Source organism: Streptomyces sp. NPDC058864, from assembly GCF_042742985.1.
Classification (GTDB): Bacteria; Actinomycetota; Actinomycetes; order Streptomycetales; family Streptomycetaceae; genus Actinacidiphila.
The window spans coordinates 25,248-39,761 of record NZ_JBHYMQ010000043.1 but is presented as its reverse complement, the minus strand read 5'-3'; the positions used below and the strand labels follow the sequence as shown (position 1 = coordinate 39,761).

Annotated in this window: 13 protein-coding genes; 6 read left to right on the top strand and 7 right to left on the bottom strand. The window is 73.1% G+C overall.

Features of this window, described 5'->3' with window-relative positions:
• The first annotated feature begins 191 nt into the window (after positions 1-191).
• Positions 192-965, top strand: coding sequence for a class I SAM-dependent methyltransferase (locus ACFW3D_RS27530; RefSeq protein ID WP_500508192.1), 774 nt, complete (start codon positions 192-194; stop codon positions 963-965).
• 42 nt (positions 966-1,007) lie between these two features.
• Positions 1,008-1,394: an MmcQ/YjbR family DNA-binding protein gene (locus tag ACFW3D_RS27525; protein WP_500508190.1), complete on the top strand. Its 387-nt coding sequence runs from the start codon at positions 1,008-1,010 to the stop codon at positions 1,392-1,394.
• 33 nt (positions 1,395-1,427) lie between these two features.
• On the opposite strand, the gene ACFW3D_RS27520 is transcribed toward ACFW3D_RS27525, so the two are convergent.
• Genes ACFW3D_RS27520 through ACFW3D_RS27510 form a run of 3 tightly spaced genes read right to left on the bottom strand, consistent with a single transcriptional unit; the run spans position 1,428 to position 4,049 of the window.
• Positions 1,428-2,258, bottom strand: coding sequence for a MetQ/NlpA family ABC transporter substrate-binding protein (locus ACFW3D_RS27520; protein WP_500508188.1), 831 nt, complete (start codon positions 2,256-2,258; stop codon positions 1,428-1,430).
• A gap of 37 nt (positions 2,259-2,295) precedes the next feature.
• Entirely contained in the window at positions 2,296-3,015 is a 720-nt protein-coding gene (locus ACFW3D_RS27515; protein WP_500508186.1) for a methionine ABC transporter permease, read from the bottom strand.
• Positions 3,012-4,049, bottom strand: coding sequence for a methionine ABC transporter ATP-binding protein (locus tag ACFW3D_RS27510; protein ID WP_500508184.1), 1,038 nt, complete (start codon positions 4,047-4,049; stop codon positions 3,012-3,014). The genes ACFW3D_RS27515 and ACFW3D_RS27510 overlap by 4 nt, the downstream gene beginning before the upstream one ends.
• Before the next feature lie 454 nt (positions 4,050-4,503).
• On the opposite strand from ACFW3D_RS27510, the gene ACFW3D_RS27505 reads away from it, so the two are divergent.
• Together ACFW3D_RS27505 and ACFW3D_RS27500 are read left to right on the top strand one after the other, a co-directional pair.
• Positions 4,504-4,872, top strand: a complete 369-nt coding sequence (locus tag ACFW3D_RS27505) for a hypothetical protein (protein WP_500508182.1) — start codon at positions 4,504-4,506, stop codon at positions 4,870-4,872.
• Positions 4,865-5,308: a hypothetical protein gene (locus tag ACFW3D_RS27500; protein ID WP_500508180.1), complete on the top strand. Its 444-nt coding sequence runs from the start codon at positions 4,865-4,867 to the stop codon at positions 5,306-5,308. The genes ACFW3D_RS27505 and ACFW3D_RS27500 overlap by 8 nt, the downstream gene beginning before the upstream one ends.
• A gap of 13 nt (positions 5,309-5,321) precedes the next feature.
• On the opposite strand, the gene ACFW3D_RS27495 is transcribed toward ACFW3D_RS27500, so the two are convergent.
• From ACFW3D_RS27495 to ACFW3D_RS27485, 3 genes are all read right to left on the bottom strand, one after another.
• The gene (locus ACFW3D_RS27495; protein ID WP_500508178.1) at positions 5,322-5,831 is read right to left on the bottom strand and encodes a GNAT family N-acetyltransferase; all 510 of its coding nucleotides are present in this window, start codon (positions 5,829-5,831) and stop codon (positions 5,322-5,324) included.
• 124 nt (positions 5,832-5,955) lie between these two features.
• A complete protein-coding gene (locus tag ACFW3D_RS27490) occupies positions 5,956-6,480 on the bottom strand; it encodes a sigma-70 family RNA polymerase sigma factor (RefSeq protein WP_500508176.1) in 525 nt (174 codons plus the stop codon).
• Positions 6,481-6,570: 90 nt separating this feature from the next.
• A complete protein-coding gene (locus ACFW3D_RS27485; RefSeq protein ID WP_500508174.1) occupies positions 6,571-7,776 on the bottom strand; it encodes a glycerophosphodiester phosphodiesterase in 1,206 nt (401 codons plus the stop codon).
• Positions 7,777-8,077: 301 nt separating this feature from the next.
• Here ACFW3D_RS27485 and ACFW3D_RS27480 point away from each other — a divergent pair, with 301 nt between their 5' ends.
• Entirely contained in the window at positions 8,078-8,734 is a 657-nt protein-coding gene (locus ACFW3D_RS27480; RefSeq protein ID WP_500508249.1) for a lysophospholipid acyltransferase family protein, read from the top strand.
• Between the two features lie 299 nt (positions 8,735-9,033).
• On the opposite strand, the gene ACFW3D_RS27475 is transcribed toward ACFW3D_RS27480, so the two are convergent.
• The gene (locus ACFW3D_RS27475; RefSeq protein ID WP_500508172.1) at positions 9,034-13,452 is read right to left on the bottom strand and encodes a tetratricopeptide repeat protein; all 4,419 of its coding nucleotides are present in this window, start codon (positions 13,450-13,452) and stop codon (positions 9,034-9,036) included.
• A 143-nt stretch (positions 13,453-13,595) separates the two neighbouring features.
• Between ACFW3D_RS27475 and ACFW3D_RS27470 the strand changes: the two genes are divergently transcribed.
• On the top strand, positions 13,596-14,306 hold the full coding sequence (locus ACFW3D_RS27470) for a hypothetical protein (RefSeq protein WP_500508170.1): 711 nt from the start codon (positions 13,596-13,598) through the stop codon (positions 14,304-14,306).
• Positions 14,307-14,514 lie beyond the last annotated feature (208 nt).

Genomic DNA, 14,514 nt, shown 5'->3' with positions numbered 1-14,514 from the left:
ATGTGTGAAGTGCACAGCATGCAGCATCCACCGGTTCACCCGCAGGACCGGGTCGTCGCGGGGCCTGCGCGGCCGTCGCCCCAGGGTACGTCCAACCATCCGCACGACGGGAGCAGTTGGCGTGCTGTTCCCCGGCTTTTCCGCAGGTCCGCTACTCCTGTGGTCATGGGGTCCTGCTAGCGTCTGCCCGCGTGACGGTGCACCACGCAGCAGGAGTCGGATATCAGCGGGCCGCGGGTGTGTACGAGCGGTCGCGGCCCTCGTACCCCATGGCGGCCCTGGCCGAGTTGGCGGACGCGCTGCCCCTCGAGGCGGGCCGTACGGTGGTCGACCTGGGTGCCGGCACCGGCAAGTTCACGCGCCTGCTGGCCCTGACGGGCGCGGAGGTGATCGCGGTCGAGCCGGTGGCGGAGATGCGGGAGCGGCTCGCGGAGCTGCTGCCGGGGGTGCGGGTGACGGCCGGGACGGCCGAGGACACGGGCCTGCCGGACGGGTGCGCGGACGCGGTGGTGGCGGCGCAGTCCTGGCACTGGTTCCAGGAGGAGGAGGCGCTGGCGGAGGTCGAGCGCCTGCTGCGGCCGGGCGGTTCGCTGGCGCTGGTGTGGAACACCTACGACACCTCCGTCCCGTGGGTGCGCGACTACCAGGACATCGTCTTCCGGCTGGCGCCGCGTGACCTGCCGAGCCCGCTGGACGGCGGCTGGCGCAAGGCCTTCACCGACCGCGCGGGCTGGTCGCGGGTGCACGAGCGGCACTGGCCGAACCTGCACTCGACGACGGTCTCGGACGTGGTGGAGCGGATGACCTCCTCGAGCCACATCGCGGTGATGGGCCCGGCGGAGCAGGAGCGGGTGCGGGCCGAGGTGGAGGCGGTGCTGGCCATGGCCGGGCACGACGCCAGGCGCGGCAGGGACGCCGTCGAGATGCCGTACACCACGGACGTGTACTGGGTGCGGCGCCGCTGAGCGGTCACCCCGGCTGTCGGTGGGGCCCTGTTGAATGGGTGCATGGACGCGGACCTGCTCGGGGACCTCTGCCTCGGCTTCAACGGCGCCGTGGCGGAGAACCCCTTCCCGCGTGACCCGGAGGTGACCGTCTTCAAGGTCGGCGGGAGGATCTTCGCCCTCAGTGCGCTGGGGGGCGAGCCGCTGAAGGTGAGCCTGAAGTGCGACCCCGACCTCGCGGTGCGGCTGCGGGCGGAGCACGCGGCGATCGTGCCGGGATGGCACCTGAACAAGCGCCACTGGAACACGGTGACGCTGGACGGTTCGCTGCCCGACCCGATGGTGCGGGAGCTGGTCGAGGACTCGTACGACCTGGTGGTGGCGCGGCTGCCGCGCGCGGAGCGGCTGCGCCTGGACTGGCCGGGGGAGGCGGGGGACGGGGCGCGGTGACGCGCTGCCCGGCCCCCGCCGGGGCCCGGTGGGTCAGAAGGAGGGGATGACGGAGCCGGCGTACTTGTCCTCGATGAACTTCTTCACCTCGGGCGAGGTGAGCAGCTTCTCGAGCTTCAGCACGCGCGGGTCCTTCTCGTTGCCCTCCTTGACGGCGAGGAAGTTGCCGTAGGGGTTGTTGTCGGCGGACTCCAGCACCAGGGCGTCCTGGGCGGGCTTGAGGCCGGCGGAGATCGCGTAGTTGCCGTTGATCACGGCGGCGTCGACGTCCTGGAGGGAGCGCGGCAGCTGGGCCGCCTCGAGCTCCTTGAACTTGAGGTTCCTGGGGTTGCCGGTGATGTCGGCGGGGGTGGCCTCGTTGCCGACGCCGTCCTTGAGGGTGATCAGGCCGTTCGCGGCGAGCAGCTTGAGGCCGCGGGCCTCGTTCACCGCGTCGTTGGCGACGGCTATCGTGGCACCGTTCTTGATCGCGTCGGCGGACTTCAGCTTGTCGGAGTACAGGCCCAGCGGCTCCAGGTGCACCGTGACGACGGGCACGATGTGGGTGCCCTTCTTCTTGTTGAAGTCGTCCAGGTAGGGCTGGTTCTGGAAGTAGTTCGCGTCGACGGAGCCGTCCTCGGTGGCGGTGTTCGGCGTCACGTAGTCGCTGAACTCCTTCACCTCGAGCTTGAGCCCGGCCTTGGCCGCCAGGTTGTCCTTGACGAAGTTCAGGATCTCCGCGTGCGGGACGGGGCTCGCGGCGACGACGAGGGGATCGCTCGCGCTGTCCTTCTTGGATCCGGAGTCCGCGCCGCAGGCGGTCAGGCCGAGGGTGAGCCCCGCGGCGACGAGGACGGCGGTCGTGATCTTGACGGTGGTACGCACGAAAAGTGCCTTTCTGGAACGGTGTTGCCTTGCGGTGTCAGGAGGCTTCGGTGGTCGCGGCCGGGCGCGGCAGGCGCAGCCGGGGCGCGGTGGAGGTGCGGCCGCGGTGCGAGGCGGCGCGGGCGGCGAGGTCGCCGGCGAGCTGGACGACGGTCACGATGACGATCAGCACGCCGATCGTGACGAGCATCAGCGAGGTCTCGAAACGCTGGTAGCCGTAGCGGATGGCGAGGTCGCCGAGGCCGCCGCCGCCGATGGTGCCGGCCATGGCGGAGTAGCCGATGAGCGCGATCACCGTGGTGGTGAGCCCGGCGATCAGGGAGGGCAGCGATTCGGGCAGCAGGGCCTTGCGGACGACGGTCCAGGTGCTGCCGCCCATGGCCTGGACGGCTTCGACGAGTCCGCCGTCGACCTCGCGGACGGCGGTCTCCACCAGCCGCGCGAGGAACGGGATGGCGCCGATGGAGAGCGGGACGACCATCGCCTCGGCGCCGATGGTGGTGCCGATCACCCAGCGGGTGAAGGGCAGCACGGAGATCATCAGGATGAGGAAGGGCAGTGAGCGGCCGAGGTTCACGACCACGCCGACGGCCTTGTTGACCGAGGCGTTGCGCAGCAGTCCGCCGCGGTCGGTCAGCACCAGCAGGACACCCAGCGGCAGTCCGCCGGCCACCGCGATCAGCGTGGACCAGCCGACCATGATCAGGGTTTCCCAACAGGCCTGCGACAGCAGCGGCTGCATCTGCGACCAGCTCACTTCGCGCCCTCCTTGACCAGCTCGTCCGTGCCGGCCGGGGCGACGTCGACCTGGAGGCCCTTCTCACGGAGGAAACCGATCGGCACCACGTTGTCCTCGAAGGCGCCGGGCAGCTCGATCCGCATCCGGCCGACCTGGCGGCCGCCGATGGTCTCCAGGGCGGCGCCGAGCACGGAGATGTCGATGTTGTAGGTGCGGGAGAGCTGGGAGATGACGGGCTCGGTGGCGGCCTCGCCGTGGAAGGTGAGGTCGACCACGGTGCGGCCCTCGCCGGACGGCTCGCCGCCGACCGGGAAGAGTTCGTGGGCCAGTTCGGAGCCGGGCGTGGCGAGCAGGTCGGTGACCTTGCCGGATTCCACGATGCGGCCTCCCTTCATCAGCGCGGCGGAGTCGCAGACGGCCTTGACCACGTCCATCTCGTGGGTGATGAGCAGGACGGTCAGGCCGAGCTGCCGGTTGAGGTCGCGCAGCAGCTGCAGGATCGAGCGGGTGGTCTCGGGGTCGAGCGCCGAGGTGGCCTCGTCGGAGAGCAGCACCTTGGGGTCGCCGGCCAGGGAGCGGGCGATGCCGACCCGCTGCTTCTGGCCGCCGGACAGCTGCGCGGGGTAGGCGCGGGCCTTGTCGGCCAGGCCCACCAGGTCGAGCAGTTCGAGGGCCTTGCGGCGGCGCTCGCGGCCGGAGACACCGAGGATCTCCAGGGGCAGCTCGACGTTGTCCCGGACGGTGCGCGAGGACAGCAGGTTGAAGTGCTGGAAGACCATGCCGATGCCGGTGCGGGCGGTCCGCAGCGCGGAGCCCGCGCGGTCGGAGCGGCCGGCGAGCGCGGTCAGGTCGCGGCCGGCCACCTCGACCGTGCCCGACGTGGGCCGCTCCAGCAGGTTGACGCAGCGGATGAGCGTGCTCTTGCCCGCGCCGCTGCGTCCGACGACGCCGTACACCTCACCCTCGCGGACGTGCAGGTCGACGCCGTCGAGGGCCACCGTCTCCCGGTCGCGGGAACGGTAGACCTTGGTCAGGCCCGTTGTGGTGATCACTGGATTTCCGTCACTGTCGAGTGCGCGGCGGACGAAAGCCGCACACGGGGTGTATGGACCGCGGACATGGCATGGCTCCGCCCCTGGAAGGGGGTGCGGGAGCAGGTCAGCAGTGGGTGCCGGGCGGCTGGGGGTCGTGCGCCAGCCGGCAGCGGCGGAAAGTCTGCTGCGGTTCCGTGTGCATGGGGGTGTGCGGTCCGTTGCTGGAGGGGCGGGTCTCGCTTCGGGGCGCGGGACTCAGATGGCGTGGGCCCTCAGCGTGCACACATTCGACACATACGACGAACACCGGGCGTCATCGCCTCGGTCGCGCGGCAGCGGCGGTTCGTCGTGGTCATGAGCCCCAGTAAAGCAGACCCCCGCGCGGCGTACCAATATCCGGTCCCCGAGTCCGGAATGTGGACACCCGGGGGGGCCGGGACCCGGTGGTACCGGCCCGTAATAGAGTCGCGGCATGCTCGACGCGCTCACGATCGTGGTCTCGGCCACGGCGCTGCTCCTGGCCTCCTGGTGCGGCTTCGCGGCCTTCCGCGACCAGCCCACCAAGGACTGGCACTTCATCGGCATGGCCCTGGTGGCGGTGCTGGCGCTCGTCCAGCTGGTGATAGGTGTGGTCAAGCTCACCGGCGGCGAGAAGCCGGTGGACGGCACGACGATCTTCGTGGCGTACCTGATCGGCGCGGCCTGCACCGTCCCGGCGGCGGGCTTCATGTCGCTGACGGAGCGCACGCGCTGGGGTTCGGCGATCGTGGCCGCCGGCGGGGTGATCCTGGCCGTGCTCGAGGTGCGGCTCCACGACATCTGGGGAGGCGTCAGTGCCTGAGTCCGCGAAGGACGCCGGCGCGCCGGCCGCCGCCGGGAGCGGGATCGGCCGCGGGCCGGGCCGGCTGCTGCTGTCCCTGTACGGCGTCTTCACCGTCGCCGCGCTCTCCCGCGCGATCGTGCAGATCAGCACGCAGTTCGACGAGGCGCCGCTGGCCTATCTGCTCTCCCTGCTGGCGGGCGTCGTCTACGCGGTGATCACGGTGGCCCTGTGGCGGGGCGGCGAGGGCGCACGGAAGGTGGCGCTGGTCAGCTGCGCGCTGGAGCTGGTCGGCGTGCTGACGGTGGGCACGCTGACACTGGTCGACTCCGGGGCGTTCCCCGATCAGACCGTGTGGTCCGACTACGGCATGGGCTATCTGTTCCTGCCCGTCGTCGTGCCGGTGACCGGCCTGCTGTGGCTGCGCCGGCAGGCGCGGCCACAGCAGGCTGCGTGATCCTGACGCGGGCTCAGGCGCTCGCGGCGTAGGTCTCGGGCCGGGCGGCCGGCTTCTCCATGTGCACCAGGCTCAGCTGCCGGGTGACCGGTTCGACGCTGCCCACCTGCGCGTAGCCCAGCTTGCGGTAGAGCCGGAGGTTGAACTCGCTGCGGTGCCCGGTGAAGAGCCGGTACCGCTTGGCCTCGCTCTCCGCGGCCAGGCGCTCCTCGATGGCCCGCAGCAGACGGCCGCCGAGTCCGTGCCGCTGCATGCGGGGGTGGACGATCAGCTTGGCGATCCGCGCGGTGCCGTCCTCGTCCACGGAACCGCGGACCGAACCCACCACCTCCTCGCCCAGCCGGGCCACCACCACGATCCCGCCCGCGAGTTCGGCGCGGAGCGCCTCGAGGGTCTGGGTCAGCGGTTCTATGCCGTAGTCCCCGTACAGTGCGGCTTCGTCCTGGTAGCAGAGGTACTGCAGTTTGAGGATCTTCTCGGCGTCGTCGCCGGTAGCCGCAGAGATGGTCACGCTCATGCCCATGTGCGCTGGCCTCTCCTTCGAGTCCGCCCGGGCCGCGGGGGGTGAGGGTGCGGCCGCGGGACGTTGCCCTGAATCGTTTCCGGAAGGCGGCGCGGCCGTGCACAAGCGTCCATACGCCGACTGTTTACGGTGCATTACCCCGTCGTACGGGTGATGCAACCCCGGTTGCGAGGATCGTACGCAGGCAACTCAGGCACCGGGAACGCATCGGCCCGAGGCTGCCCTGTGAGATTCCCAACTCCCGGGAGATTTCCCGGTAAGTGGGGTCGGAACGGGAGATCAGGGCGGATACCAGCTCCGGGCAGCGCCCGGGCAGCCGGTGCGCGGCGGCCAGCAGGGTGCGGCGCTGCTCGGCGGCGAGCACCTGCTGCTCGGTGCTCGGCAGGGCCTCGGCGGCGGGATGACGGCCGGGGCCGTACGGCGTCTCCCGGCGGGCCCGGCGCACGGCAAGGCGGGCCTCGGCCCGCACCGCACGGCGCAGCCAGCGGGCGGGGTCGGCGGGCGGCTCGGGGAGCTCCAGCAGCCGCAGCCACACCGACTGTTCGAGGTCGGCCGCCTCGATGCAGGAGGGGACGGACTCGGCCGCGGCCTCCGCGGCGAGCAGCGGGCGGATGGTGGTGAGTTCTTCGTGTCGTACGCGCGGGGTCATGCCCGCCGGGACACCCGTGCCGCGCCGGGTGGTTGCCCCCTGGTGGGGGAACCACCCGTGCGCGGGAGGGGGATCACCTCGTGTTGACGGTCACTTCCGGCCGACGAAGTCCGCGCGGGCCAGGAGCGCGGTGTCGCAGTTGTCGGAGAAGATGCCGTCGATGCCCTGCTCGAAGTAGACCTTGAAGGCGCCGAAGGCGTCACCGTAGGCGTTGGGGTCCGTGCCGACCCGGAAGTCGGCGGGCAGGAAGCTGTTCTCGTTGCGCATCGTGTAGGGGTGCAGGATCAGCCCGGCCTTGTGGGCGTCGCGCACCAGCGTGGTGGGCGTGCCGAGCTTGCCGGCCGCGTCACGCGGGATGATCAGGTTCAGGGTGGGGCCGATGCCCTGCGCGAAGCCGGCGATCCACTTCAGGCCGGCCGGGGTGACCAGGTCGGCGACCGTGCGCGGGTCCCCGGCGGCGACGAAGTCGTACGGACGGGTGGTCGCCGCGTCCAGCAGGACGACCTTGGGGTTGCCCAGGCCGAGCGCGCCGAGCCGCTGGATGCTGCCGGGCTCGAAGGACTGCAGGAACAGCGGGGAGTTGCGCTTGTCACGGCCGTAGCGGCGCAGCAGCTTGGCGAGCCGCTCCTCCAGGCCCAGGCCGATGCCGCGGAAGTAGGTGGGGTGCTTGGTCTCGACGTGCAGCCAGACCGCCTTGCCGCGCTTGCGGCCCTGCTCGTCGGCCCAGCGCAGCACCTCCTCGAAGGTGGGCACCTCCCAGTGGCCGTTGTAGAGGGTGTTGCGCTGCCGCTGCGCGGGCAGGCGCTCGACCGCCCGCAGCGTCTTCAGCTCGGCGAGGGTGAAGTCCTCGGTGAACCAGCCGGTGGTGGCGACACCGTCGATGGTCTTGGTGGTCCGGCGGGAGGCGAACTCGGGGTGGTCGGCGACGTCCGTCGTGCCGCCGATCTCCGGCTCGTGGCGGCAGACGAGGTGGCCGTCCCTGGTGGGGACGACGTCCTGCTCGATGACGTCGGCGCCGAGGTCCAGGGCGAGCTGGTACGAGCCCAGGGTGTGCTCGGGGCGGTAGCCGCTCGCACCGCGGTGGCCCACGACGGTCGGGACGGGCAGGGGGAGGACGGGGACGGAACCGTGCGAGGAGCCGTGCGAGGAGCCGTGCGAGGAGTTCCGCTCGCCGGCCACGGCGGTGCCCGCGCCGCCGAGCACGGTGACGCCGGCGCCGAGCGCCGCGGCCCCGATCAGTGCCCGGCGCCCGGGCCCCCTGCCCTGCTCCCGGCCGCCCTGCTGCTCGTGCGTCATGTGCGCTCCCTCGTGTCGGCCGAACGTACGTCCGGATCCTGCCAAGCGACGCGCGCATCGTAGGCGGGCCCGTGTTGCCCTGGAGCGGCGAGCGACGGAACGTGACGGAAACGCACGTCAACAATGCGTACCGGTCGTGTGAACCCGGTGTGCGTGTCGCGACGTGGCGGAAGTATCGTCCTCGGCGGGGGAGGCGCACACTGGTGAGCGAAACCCCGCGGGCGTCCGGCCGGACTCCCGCCGACCACGACCGGAGGACCCGTTGTTCCGCATCATCCTCAAGGCACTGCTCGGAGTACTGATGCGCGTACTGTTCCGCCCCCGGGTCGAGGGAGCGGAGCACATCCCGGGCGACGGCCCCGTGATCCTCGCCGGCAACCACGTCACCTTCATCGACTCGATGTTCCTGTCACTGGTCGTGAGGCGTCAGGTCTTCTTCATCGGCAAGGACGAGTACGTCACCACCCCCGGGATCAAGGGCCGGCTGATGGCGGCCTTCTTCACCTCCGTCGGCATGATCCCCGTGGACCGCGACGGCGGGCACGGCGGCGTCGCCGCCCTCATGACCGGTCGTCGCATCCTCGACGAGGGCCGGGTCTTCGGCATCTACCCCGAGGGCACCCGCTCCCCCGACGGCCGTCTCTACCGCGGCCGTACGGGCGTGTCGCGGCTGGCGCTGATGACCGGGGCGCCGGTCGTCCCGTTCGCGATGGTCGACACCGACCGCATCCAGCCCGGCGGCGCCGGCGTCCCGCGGGTGCACCGCTTCACCGTGCGCTTCGGCAAGCCGCTGGAGTTCTCCCGCTACGAGGGCATGGACCGCGACCGCTACGTGCTGCGCGCCGTCACCGACGAGGTGATGAGCCATGTGATGCGGCTGTCCGGCCAGGAGTACGTCGACATCTACGCCACCAAGGCGAAGGCGTCCAAGGCCACGGACCACGCGACGGCGGCGTAGGGCCCGTCGTCGAAGTCCCTCCCCCAGGCACGGCACTCCCCCTGCCTTCGGCCCGGGGGAGTGCCGGATCGTCCGAGCAGCCCACTATGAGGACGACTCACCGCCGTGCGATGCACCGCACTGGGGGCACCTCCCAGCGCACGCCCGGGGAGCCGCTGGGCCCGCCCTCCGGGCAGCGGGGGGCACCCCCGGCCGAAGGCTTGGGGAGCTCATGTGACGACGGGCCCTGGGCCCCGTCGCCGAAGTCCCTCCCCAGCCTTCGGCCGGGGGGGGCGCCCCCACCCCGCGCCCTCTCCCCCTCACAGGCGCGGCATCCGGCCGACCGGCCCGTTGCCGGCGGGTGTCCGCGCCGGGGTGAGCGCCACCTCGCCGCGCGGGCCGCGGGAGATCTGGCCGATGCTCGCCGACAGGTCGGCCTCCATCCCGCCGGGCAGTTTCAGCCGGATCAGCACCGGCAGCAGGAACCCCACCGCGATCAGCCCGGCCAGCACCGGGGTCAGCGTCGTCAGCATCACGGCGGTGACGTGGTGCTTCCACAGGAAGTCCACCCAGGCCGCGCCGAGCACGGCGGTCGCCACCAGTACCAGGACCGCGCTGCTCAGCCGGCTCCCCCGGGCGGCCCGGGAGTCCTCCTCCAGCAGCCGCAGCGCCCGCTCCGCGTCCTGGTGCGCCGGGTCGAGACGGCGGCAGCGGGTCAGGAAACGCTGGGCCCGGCGCCGGTGGAGCAGCTTCAGCCGGACGTCGACGGTCTGCGTGCCCAGGCGCTGCTCCACGACCCCCGCCACGAAGTGCGGTTCGGCCTCGCGCTCGGCCAGCCGGATGGCGGTCCGCGCCTCCTGGCCGGCGTCGCGGTAGCGGTCGGCGTTCTGCTCGGCGTCGCCGGCCTGCACCAGCAGGCGCGCGAGGGCGAGCCGCAGTTGCCACTGCGGCTGGTCCCGCACCCCGCGGCGGCCCAGCACCCGCCGCAGCTCCTCCTCGGCGGCGCCGAGGTCGCCGGCGCCCTCCGCCAGCGCCACCGCGAGCCCGAGGGCCGCGCTGCCGCTGTCCGGGTCCACCGCGACGGCCCGGCGGAACTCGCCCGCCGCCTCCGCCATCGTGGCCCCGCCCCCGCCCTCCCGGGCCCGGTGCAGCGCGAGGCTGCCCAGTTCGACGTGGGCCTGCACGTCGTACCAGTCCAGCTCCACGGCCCGGCGCAGCACGGTCTCGGCCTCCCCGTACCGGCCCAGCTGCACATGGAGCGCGCCCAGTTCGGTGTGGGAGCGCCCGTACGGGTCGAGTTCCACGGCGCGGGTGAAGTGCCGCTCGGCGGCGGCCGGTTCCCCGCGCCGGTGCGCGATCAGTCCGAGGCAGGTGTGGGCGGCCGCGCTGCGCGGGTCCTCACGACCGACGGCACGGCAGTGGGCGGCCGCCTCGGCGAGGAGCCCGTCCGCCTCGGGGCCGTCTGGGCCGAGGTCCGCCAGACGCACCAGCGACCAGGCGCGGCCGATCCGGAAGTCGTGGTCGTGCGGCCAGTCCCGCAGGACCTCCGCGAAGGCGTCCGCCGCGTCCGGCGGACGCTGGTCCATCAGCGCGACCCAGCCGGTCGCGGCCCGGGCCTCCGCCCGCCCGAGGGGGCCGGCCGCGGACTCCAGCAGTTCGTCCAGGACCTGCCGGGCCGCGGTGTGGTCGCCGCGCTCCGCGTGCACCGCCGCCAGCTGGAACCGCAGCGACGTCAGGTGCGGGCGGCCGCGGGTGAACTCCTCGGCGCAGCGCTCGGCCTCGTCCAGGCTGCCGCATTCGCGCAGTGCGGTGGCCCGCTGGTCGTGGGCGGCCACGCTGTACGGGGCATCGGCCAGGGCGCGTTCGCACTGGGCCAGGGCCTCGTCGTACCGGTGCTGCTCGCACAGCACGGCGGCCAGCCGGCACCGTACGGACACCGCGCCCGGGACCCTGCCGAGCAGCGCCTCCGCCGCCTGTTCCGCCTCCTCGAAACGGCCCAGCGCGGCGAGGGTGTCGATCAGCAGCCGGCAGGCCCACTCGTGCTCCGGGTCGAGCTGCAGGGCGCGCCTGAGGTGCGGGAGCGCGTCCTCCCGGCGGTAGGTGTCGGCGAGCACCTGGGCGGTCGCGACGTGCGCGGCGGCGATCTCCGGATGGCCGTGGCGCGCCTGGCGCGCGACGGCCTCCGCTTCGTTCCACCGCCGCAGCGCGCACAGCACCTCCACCTTGAAGGTCAGCGTGCGCACGCGGTCGGGCCGCAGGGCCAGGGCGTGGTCGACGCTCGCGAGGCACTCCTCGTCCCTGTCCTGGTCCCAGAGGCAGTACGCGAGATCGACGTGGGCGTCCACCTCCTCCGGGTGACGGCCGATGTAGCCGCGCAGCACCTCCTGCGCCTCGTTCCAGTTCCGCGAACGACGCAGGAGCCAGGCGAGGAGGCCCGCGGCGTCGGCGTTGCCGCCGGTCAGCTCGTCGGCGCGCCGGGCGAAGGGCAGGCCGTCGTGCGGCCGTTCCATCGCCGAGTACAGCCGTCCGGCGGCGATCAGCACCTCGGGGTCGTCGGGCCGGAGTCCGACGGCATGCTCGGCGGCGCTCTCGGCCTCTTCCCACCGCCCGAGCGTCCGCAGGACGGAGAGCCTGCCCAGCAGTGCGTCGCGGTGGTCCGGCTCACGGCGCAGCGCCTCCTCGTACGCCTCGCACTCCTCGGCACGGCGGTCCTGCTCGCCGAGGCACGTGGCGAGCAGGCAGGGGCCCGCCGCCGAACGGGGCGACGCGGCGGCGGCCCGGCGCGCGGCCGACTCGGCCGCCGTCCACTCCTGAAGACCCGCGTGCGCCAGGGCGAGCACGTGCAGGCCGCCCGTGGCGTCCGGGTGCAGGCGCAGACATTCCTCCGCCGCGGTCAGAGCCGCTTCGTGCTCCTCCGCTCCGAGGTGCATCCAGGCCCGCTGAACGGCCACTTCGTCCGCCGGCACACCATGGCGGGCGGCCTCCTCCAGGGCGGCGGCGGCCTCGCTCCACCGTTCCGCCCCGCGGAGGCCGTCCAGACGCGCCAAGTGGGCCTCCGTGGAGGTCATGTCGAGCCGCAGGGCGTGATCGATCGCCGCGAGCGCCTCGTCGTCGCGCTCCGCGGCGAACAGGACCTTCGCGAGGAGCACGTGGGCGTCCGGATCGTCGGCGGCGTCCTGTGCTCCCTGCCGGGCCCCGGCCTCGGCGTCGGTCAGGCGCCCGAGCATCTCCAGCGACTGGACGCGCAGTCTGGCGGCGAGGCGGCGCCCCGGTTCCGCGCGCAGTGAGGCCTCGAACTCCCCCAGGGCCCGGACGTACATCTGCCGCCCGTAGGAGAGGCAGCCTTCCTGTTCGAGGAGGAATCCCTCGAGCCGCCCCGTGGTGTCGTCCGCGCGCAGCGAGGCGATCAGTCGCCCTGCCTCGTCCCAGCGGTGGGCCGAGCGCAGCAGGGCCAGGACCTCCTCCACGAGGACGGTGTCGCCGGGCGCGATCTGCCTGGCGCGCGTCAGGACGGCGAGCGCCTCGTCCTGCCGGGCGGCCGTGCACAGGGCACGGGCGAGGGTGGTGAGCGCCGCGGGTTCTGCGGGGCGCAGGGCGGCGCCGCGCTCGGCCGTCGTGATCGCCCCCGCCACGTCGCCGGTGCACAGCAGCAGCTCGGCCCGGGCGGAGAGCCCCCATTCGTCGGTGGGGTTGAGCTCCAGGACCTCCTCGGTGCGCGCCAGGGCGCCTTCGATTGATCCGTCGGCCAGTTCGGCGGCGGCCAGTTCCAGCCTGATGCCCGGGGAGTACCGGCACATCCGCGCCGCGTGCCGTCCCGTGGAGAGGGCCCCCTCGAGGTCGCCGCGCTGCCGCTGCGCCTGGGCCTTGCACCCCCATGCGTCGGTCCAGCGCGGTTCGATCGCCAGCGCCCGGTCGCAGGCCGCGATCGCCTCGTCCCATCGCCGGAGGTCCAGGAGGCAACGGACGTGTTCGACGTGCGCGTCGGGCCGGCGACCGTACCTGCCCACGAGGCGCTCGGCGGCCTCCAGGGCGGCCTGGTCGGCCCCGCGGCCGCTCTCGTAGCGGACCTCCGCCGTCATCACGGCGATGTCGTCGCGGTCCAGGGAACGGGCGGAGACCAGCTTGGCGCGGGCGAGGTCGGTCTCGCCCCGGCTCGCCGCGATCCGTACGGCCGCGCAGCGGACCTCGACGGGGTCGGCGAGACCGCGCTCGGCGTCCTCCAGGCCCCGCAGCGCGGCCGCGGTGTCGCCCAGATCGGCACGCGTCCACGCGGCGCCGATCCAGCCCTCCGCGTGGCGCGGTCCGACGGCGGTGGCCCGCTCGAAGGCCGCCAGTGCCTCGTCCCAGCGGCATGCGTGGTGGTGGAGCCAGCCCAGCGCGGTGTGGACGTCCACGGCCTCCGGGAGGCGCGCCGCGGCCGCCGTGCCCTCGGCCAGGGCCTCGTCGTGGCGGCCCATGCGGTCGAGGGTCGCCACGCGCCATCCTGCCGCCCGGCCGCATCGCGGGTCGTGGCGCAGGGCGGTGGCGAACTCCGCGAGGGCCGCGGCGTGTTCGTACTGCCGCAGCAGCGACCGGCCGCGTGCGACGTGCAACCGGGCCGTCCGCTCCGGGTCGCCGTCCGCCCGGGCGAGTTCGGCGCCGATGAGGGCCTCGGCCTCCTCGTAGCGGCAGTCGAGGATGTAGTCCCTCAGGACGGCCAGGACGTCGGTGTCCTGACCGGACTGTGCGTCCGTGCTCATGGCGCTCCCTCCCCCGCGGCGGGTACCGGCAGCATACGGAAGTACAACCCGGCGGCGCGCAGGCCGTGTTGGCGTCGCCGCAACCCGTGGACCCGCACGGCGCGTCCTCGCCGGTGACGGATCCACCGGGGGCGGGGGGACGTGTGCAGTACATCGAGGTCACGGAACTGGCGGGGGTACGGTCGGCGCTCATCCGTTTCCGCAGCCGCGGGACGGCGCTGGTCTTCGAGCTCTACCCGATGATCCATCTGGCGGAGCCGGCGTTCTACGAGGAGGTGACGGCCCGTCTGCGCGCCTCCTGCGACCTCGTGATCGCCGAGGGCATCCGGGGCGGTACGGCGGCCCGTGCGCTCACGCGGTCGTACCGCAGCCTCTCCGGCCACGAGCGGCTCGGCCTGGTCGTCCAGGACATCGACTTCGCCACGCTGGGCGTACCGGTGATGTGCCCGGACATGAGCGGTGAGGAGTTCGACGACCGGTGGCGGCGGCTGCCGCTCAAGGAGCGGGCGGCGCTGGCCGCGCTCGTCCCCGCCTACGTCGCGGGCATGCGGCTGCTCGGCACGCGCCGGTTCCTCGCCCGGCACCTGCAGTTGGAGGACCTGCCGGTGGACGACGAGGACACGGATCTCCAGGCGGACGATCTGGTGCTGCATCAGCGCGACCGCCTGCTGATCGACGCGGTGACGCGTCTGCACCACGCCCGGGCCGGCCGTGCCGAGCCGTTCACGGCGGGGATCCTGTACGGCGCGGCGCACATGCGCGCGGTCACCACGGCGCTGATGGACCTGGGCTACCGGCCCGCCGGATCGCAGTGGCTCACGGTCTTCTCCCTCGACGACCCCGGCGCCGCCTGACCCGGTACGGCTCGGGGACGCGGTCCGGCCCTCGGGAGCAGGACGCGTCCGGCCCGGCGGCTGGCGCGGCGCCGGTGCTCGCGGAGGGTTCCTTCGCGCCGGGCGTCGGCGGCGTGGCCGGGGATCCGGTCGTCCTCCTCGCAGAAGGCGTCCATCGCCCGCCGGCCGAAGGCGACCCCCGCCGAACACCTCGGCGCGACACGCCACT